Annotated in this window: 6 protein-coding genes and 1 pseudogene; 1 reads left to right on the forward strand and 6 read right to left on the reverse strand. The window is 71.0% G+C overall.

The genetic code is table 11. The features are described 5' to 3' along the window. From R6V09_RS43145 to R6V09_RS43170, 6 genes and pseudogenes are all read right to left on the reverse strand, one after another. Positions 1 to 250: pseudogene (locus tag R6V09_RS43145) on the reverse strand (bifunctional serine/threonine-protein kinase/ABC transporter substrate-binding protein); the annotation flags it as partial. After that, positions 250 to 1,092 carry a hypothetical protein gene (locus R6V09_RS43150; protein WP_317886946.1) on the reverse strand — a complete coding sequence of 281 codons (843 nt, stop codon included), beginning with the start codon at positions 1,090 to 1,092 and terminating at the stop codon, positions 250 to 252. The gene R6V09_RS43150 and the pseudogene R6V09_RS43145, both read right to left, overlap by 1 nt. Positions 1,093 to 1,283: 191 nt before the next feature. Continuing rightward, positions 1,284 to 2,150: an RNA polymerase sigma-70 factor gene (locus R6V09_RS43155; RefSeq protein WP_317886947.1), complete on the reverse strand. Its 867-nt coding sequence runs from the start codon at positions 2,148 to 2,150 to the stop codon at positions 1,284 to 1,286. Continuing rightward, positions 2,147 to 2,725 carry a carboxymuconolactone decarboxylase family protein gene (locus tag R6V09_RS43160; protein ID WP_317886948.1) on the reverse strand — a complete coding sequence of 193 codons (579 nt, stop codon included), beginning with the start codon at positions 2,723 to 2,725 and terminating at the stop codon, positions 2,147 to 2,149. Before R6V09_RS43160 ends, R6V09_RS43155 begins: the two co-directional genes overlap by 4 nt. A 171-nt stretch (positions 2,726 to 2,896) precedes the next feature. Next, on the reverse strand, positions 2,897 to 3,367 hold the full coding sequence (locus R6V09_RS43165; RefSeq protein WP_317886949.1) for a peptidase inhibitor family I36 protein: 471 nt from the start codon (positions 3,365 to 3,367) through the stop codon (positions 2,897 to 2,899). A gap of 3 nt (positions 3,368 to 3,370) precedes the next feature. Beyond that, a complete protein-coding gene (locus R6V09_RS43170; RefSeq protein WP_317886950.1) occupies positions 3,371 to 4,330 on the reverse strand; it encodes a hypothetical protein in 960 nt (319 codons plus the stop codon). A gap of 181 nt (positions 4,331 to 4,511) precedes the next feature. On the opposite strand from R6V09_RS43170, the gene R6V09_RS43175 reads away from it, so the two are divergent. After that, the coding region (locus R6V09_RS43175) for an XRE family transcriptional regulator (protein ID WP_317886951.1) at positions 4,512 to 6,269 on the forward strand (1,758 nt) is incomplete at its 3' end.

Raw genomic sequence — 6,269 nt, forward strand, 5'->3', positions numbered from 1 at the left:
CCTCCGTGTCCGCGCCCAGCACCGGCACCACCCACGGGCTGTCCACCCCGCGCGCGGAGTCGGCCTCGCGCCTGAACCGGGCCCGGAATTCCGTCTGTTGGGCGAACTCGGGCTGGATCACCTTCACCGCGGTGAGCTCCCCGGCCGTACCGCGCGCCACGTAGACCACGCCCATGCCGCCCGCGCCGAGACGCCCCAACAGCCGGTATCCGCCGAGCCGGGACGGATCGGAGGGAAGCAGCCGCTCCATCACGACCCACCGCCGTTCGCGCCCGACTCGGACCCGGTGGGGCGCCCGATCTCCTGCTGTATTCGCAGCAGCATCCTCGGAAGGACCTCCGCCACAAGGGAGTTGAGCTCCTGCTCGCTACGGCCCCGCCCACCGCACACGGACGTACCGGCCACCACCGAGCCCAGTACCGCCTGTTGCCACCAGTACGGATACGGCCCCCCGCGCGTGTCACTCACACACTGCCCGGTCTCCAACAACAGGTCGTCGCCACTGGTGTTGCCGCCCTCGCCCCGCGCGAACGACAGCGACTGCAACCCCGTCAGCCGCTCACCCGGCCGCTGGGTCTGCTCCGTGCAGTCGAGGTCCTCCTCCAGCATCCGGGCCTGCTCCCACGACGCGTCGAGCGCCGTGCGGTGCACGGTGACCGTGGCCGACAGCCGCACGGACCCCTTCCCGCCGGCCGCGGGTACCTCGAAGTGCCGGGTCAGGGTGGCCAGCGTGTCCCCGGGCAACGGCTCCAGCCGCCACAGACAGTCGTCCCCCAGCACCGCCCACTGTCCGGGGTCGCTCTCGTACGGCGTCGCCCGCGCCACCCCGGTCCCGAACAACTCCGGTCCCGAGATGACCCGTTCGATCAGCGCCCGTGCCTGCGCCGCGGTCTTCGGCTCCCGGGCCGGATCCGTCTCGGAGGTCGCCGAAGCGGCTGCCTGCGAATCGGCGGAGGCGGTGGCGTTGCCGCTCCGGGACGCCACGGACGCCGTCGGCGGCGACGCGGCCCCACCGCCACCCGTGCACCCCAGCAGCAGGCCCCCGCAGGCCGCCACCACCCCGCTGATTCGCAGTGCTCTGGCATACGTCACGACGTCGCCCCCTCCACCGCCTGCCGTACGGCTGACCCCGTGCCACTACCGATGCGCCCGGCTACGGGACGGTTCCCCGCCCTCCGCTTCCGTTTCCGGTTTCGCACAGGATTCGTACAGACGAGTCGATCGTAGTGCCGAGACGTCATCAACTCGCGCTGTACAGAAGGCAGTTCGGAGTCGAGGCAGACTCATCTGGCGAGTTCGGTCGGCTCGTCCAACTGCGTCAGCTTCCGGGGATTGCGCACCACGTAGATCCTGGTGACCCGGCCGTCCTCCACCACGAGACTCACCGTGGACGGCTCACCGTCGATGTCGATCCGGCCCGCCGGCTCGCCGTTGAGCCACACGGGCGTGGTGTCGAACGCGGCCACCAGCGTGTTCGCGCGGGCGAGGATCGGTGCCACCAGCTCGACCCCGTGGATCGGAGCGAGCGCGGCGGCGACGACCCCGCCGCCGTCGGTCACCAGCACCACGTCCGGCGCCATCACCTCCATCAACTCCTGCAGATGGCCGGTCCGCAGGGCGTGCAGGAACCGTTCCACCACGGCCGCCTGCTCCGACCGGCTCACCTTCACCCGTGGCCGCCGGGCCGCCACATGCTCCCGCGCCCGCCGGGCGACCTGCCGCACCGTCGCCGCGGACTTCCCGACGACCTCCGCGATCTCGCCGTACGACAGCTCGAACACCTCGCGCAGCACGAACACCGCCCGCTCGGTGGGACCGAGCGTCTCCAGCACGGTCAGCATCGCGATCGACACACTCTCCGCGAGCTCGACGTCCTCGGCGACATCGGGGCTGGTGAGCAATGGTTCCGGCAGCCACTCGCCCACGTACTCCTCACGCCGGCGCGACAAGGAGCGCAGCCGGTTGAGCGCCTGCCGGGTGACGATCCGGACGAGGTACGACCGCGGGTCCCGCACCTGTGACCGGTCGACATCGGCCCACCGCAGCCAGGACTCCTGCAGCACGTCCTCCGCGTCGGCGGCCGAGCCGAGCATCTCGTAGGCGACGGTGAACAGCAGGCCGCGGTGGGCGACGTAGGGGTCCTCGGTCATGCCGTCGTCGCCACGTCGGAGTCCTCCGCGCGGGCGGCCAAGGGGATCTCGCAGGCGTCGGAGTAGCCCTGCGAGGTGATCCCGTGGGCGGTGTTGCACCTGGCGGCCATGTTGGCGAAGCCGATGAACACGGTGAGTTCGACCAGCGCGGCGGGGCCGAGCCGCTCCAGCAGGCGCTGCGACAACTCGTCGGTGACGGTCGACGGCGTGGTCGTCATGGCCTCCGCGTACTCCAGCACGTCCCGCTCCAGCGGCGAGAACACCTCGGCCTGCCGCCAGCGCGGCACCTGGCTCGCCTTCGTCAGGTCCAGGTTCTGGTTCAGGGCGAAGAAGTAGTTGACGTCGAGGCACCAACCGCATCCGACCTGCGCCGCCACGGCCATGTGCGCGAACGTCTTCAGGCTCGCGTCCGCCGCGTCCCACGTGCTCACCCTGGCGGTGAACTCCTGGTTGGCCGCGGCCAGTTGGGGGTGGTTCCACAGCACTTCGACGGGCTCGGGCACGGCCCCGAGCTGCTTGACCATGTTCTCGCGGAGCTCGGCGGGGAGTTCGGCCTTCGGAACGCGAAGCGTCACGGTGTCCTCCTGGTTCGTGTGTCTGTCCGGCCAGTACGTGTGTCTGTCCGGCGGTTCGGCATGAAGACACCGGCGGCCTCGCGGATGTGACACCGGGACGACGCGGCGCGGACGCCCCGGGAGCCCGCCGAGTACGAGACTCGACGGGCTCCCCATGGTGCGGGGTCTCTCTCAGCAGGAGTTGGACCATACGTGGGAGGAGATGTTGTCGTTCAGGGTCTGTCCGCCGCCGGATCCGTTGTTCGGGAAGTACCAGCCGGCGAGGTTGGAGTAGGCGTAGCCGTTGGCGATGCAGGCCCAGGCCCCGGAATAGCTGAGGCCCCAGTAGACATTGACGTCCTCGTACGATCCCGCGTAGCCGTTGTTCCAGAGGGCGCTTGCCTGGTTGCGGATGTTGCCGCCGGGGGAGCAGCTGCTCCAGTCGCTGTCGTTGCCCGCCCACCGGCAGTACTTGCCGCCGTAGTTCGCGTTCTCGTAGGCGTAGAAGTACCCGTCCGCCGTGGCCCCCGCCGGTCCTGCGGCGATGGCGCCGGGCGACGACGGACCCGACTCGGACGCCTGCGCGACGCCCGGTAACGCCGTCAGGGCCAGGGCGGTGAGCCCCACGGCGGTGAACGCGGTGGTGAGTTTGGTCGTGATCACTGGTCACTCCTTGGTTGGATCGGTTGGGGTGGTGTCTGTTCGGTCGGTGGTCAGAAGGGCGCGGGCCCGTGGCAGGGCGGCGTTCTCCATCCGGAGCCTGCTGCCCACCTCGTTCCGGTACCGGTCCCGAAGTTGTGCGTCGTAGCGCCGGTCGAGGCGTCCGACGGCGGTGGTGAACCCCGTGTCGTCGGCGCACTCGGCCTCGGCGACGGCTGTGCGTACCTCCTGTCGGCGTCGCGCCGCGTTCTCCGATGTGGTCCCGGGGGCGATGAAGGCGGCCCGTGCCTGGTCCGGATCGGTGTAGTGGAGCCCCCGCTTCTGCATGCAGGCGGACCACTTCTTCACCGCGGCCTTGAACTCGCCGTCGGCTACGACCCGTTGGCGGCGCAGCGCCGGGAGGGCGCCGGTGACGACATCCGCGCGGAACCAGGCGGTCAGGTCGCCGTAGAGCTGTTTCTGGGCCTGCGCGGTGCAGCCGTCGGAGGCGCGGGTGACGGTCATACCGAGCGGGGACCGGGCCTGTAGGCGTGCCGCGGACGGCTGTTCGCCGTTGTAGGCGGCGATGGCGCGTTGCCGGTCGCCCGGCTGAAGTCGCCGCAAGTAGCGCTGGTTGGGGTCATTCGTGCGCAACTGCTCGCGTTGGGCTCGCAGATCGCTGCCGTAACCGTGCCGGGACGCCCAGCGAACGTCGTCGATCACGTAGGGGAAGTCACGGTCCTCGGCGAGCGGCCGGCGGGGCACGGGCCACGTCCGGAAGCCTCGGGCGGCCATGCAGGACTGGATGAGCCGTTGCTCCGCGTCGTGCAGCACGTCCTGGTTCCGTTCGGTGAGCGGCCGGGCCGCCGCGACTGTGGGGTCCGGATCGTGCGAGGGCGATGACGCCTCGCAGGAGACCGCGGTGAGCGAGGCCGCCACGGCCAGTGCGATGAGGGCGGTCTGCGGATGCGGCCGGTGGCGACGCATAACTCCCCTTACCTGTCACGTGTGTTGGGCCCTGAGCCCGTTCGGGCGGCCCGTCCGCTCCAGGTGTAGCGGTCCATGCGTTGTTCGCCGTCGGACCCCTGGTGTCGAACAAACAAGTTCTGAAAAATGTGACGAGACCGCACAGTCCGGGGCACGGGGGGAATGAGGGGGAGGTGCGGCGATGCCGCGCAGAGAACGGCCGTTGGAGCCGGGAGAAGGTCCGTTACCGGAGTTCGCCGCGGGACTCCGGCAACTGCGGCGGAAGGCGGGCAACGCGCCGTACCGGACACTGGCCGAGCGGGTCCACTATTCGATCTCGACGCTGTCCTCGGCGGCGGCCGGGCAGCGGCTGCCCACGCTGGCGGTGACACTCGCGTACGTACGTGCCTGTGACGGCGATGTCGAGGAGTGGGAGCGCCGTTGGCGGGAGACGGCGGGTCGGCTCGGCGAGGGGGATGCCGTACTCGGTGAGGCCGACGAGTCCGGCACACCGCCCTATGCGGGTCTGCGGCCCTTCCGTGAGCAGGACGCGGAGTGGTTCTTCGGTCGGGAGCGGCTGGTGGAGGAGCTGGCGGAGCGGCTGGAGAGACAGCGCTTCGTGGTCGTGGTCGGGGCGTCGGGATCGGGCAAGTCGTCGCTGTTGCGGGCGGGATTGGTGCCTCGGCTGCGGGCCGCCGAGGCCACGGCGGTGGTGCTGACACCGGGGGCGAGACCGCTGGAGGAATGTGCGGTGCGGCTCGGGGCGATGGCGGGCATCGCGTCGGGTGGACTGTACGGAGAGCTCAAGGCGGACCCGGAGAACCTGAGCCGGGTCCTGCGGCAGGTCGCCGCCCGCCGTGAAGACGTGGACGGACCCGCCCACGGCGACGGCGAACGCGATGTCGTGTTGGTGGTCGACCAGTTCGAGGAATCCTTCACACTCTGCCGGGACGACGCCGAACGGGACCGTTTCATCGAGGCGTTGATCGCGGCGGCCTCCTCGACGGGCGGCGGGTGCCGGGTGGCGTTGGGTCTGCGGGCCGACTTCTACGCGCACTGCACCCGCAACGCGCTGCTGGTGGAGGCGTTGCGCGACGCGCAGGTGCCGGTCGGGCCGATGCGTCCGGACGAGCTGCGCCGCGCGGTGACGATGCCGGCCCAGCGGGCCGGACTGAGCGTCGAGGGCGCGCTGTTGGCGACCCTCACGGCACAGGCCCAGGGCCAGGCAGGGGTGCTGCCGCTGCTGTCGCACGCTCTCCTCCAGACCTGGCGACGACGGCGCGGCAACGCGCTGACACTCGCCGGGTTCGAGGCGGCGGGCGGACTCGAAGGCGCTCTGGCGCGCACCGCCGAGGAGTTCTACCAGCAACTGGACGCGGGGCAGCGCACGTTGGTCCGGCAGGTGTTCGTACGGCTGACCGCGCTCGGCGAAGGCACGGAGGACACCCGGCGGCCGGCGCGCCTGGACGAGCTGGACGGACTCGCCGGAGCCGACGACACCGGCATCCGCACCGTGCTCGAACGGGCGGCCGGTGCACGGCTGTTGATACTGGATCACGAGCGGGTCGAGCTGGCGCACGAGGCGCTGATCCGATGCTGGCCCAGGCTGCACGGATGGCTGACCGAGGACCGTGAGGCCATGCGGACCCTGCATCAGCTCAGCGACGCGGCACAGGTCTGGGAGACGCTCGGGCGGGACCCCGGCGCGCTGTTCCGCGGCACGCGCCTTGCCATGGCCGCCGGACTCGCCCGCACCTCGATGTCCGTGAAGGAACAGGGATTCCTCGACGCGGGCCTGGCCTTGAGGGCGGCCGAACAGCGTGCCGTTCGGCGTCGCACCCGGCTCCGGCAGCAGGCTGTGGCGCTGCTCGGCGTCCTCCTCGCGCTGGCGAGCGTGACCGCGGGTCTCGCGGTGCGGGCGCAGTGGGCGGCGGACCGGCAGCGCGATGTCGCCGGCTCG

The sequence above is a fragment of the Streptomyces sp. W16 genome, assembly GCF_033194735.1.
In the GTDB taxonomy this organism is placed as follows: Bacteria; Actinomycetota; Actinomycetes; order Streptomycetales; family Streptomycetaceae; genus Streptomyces.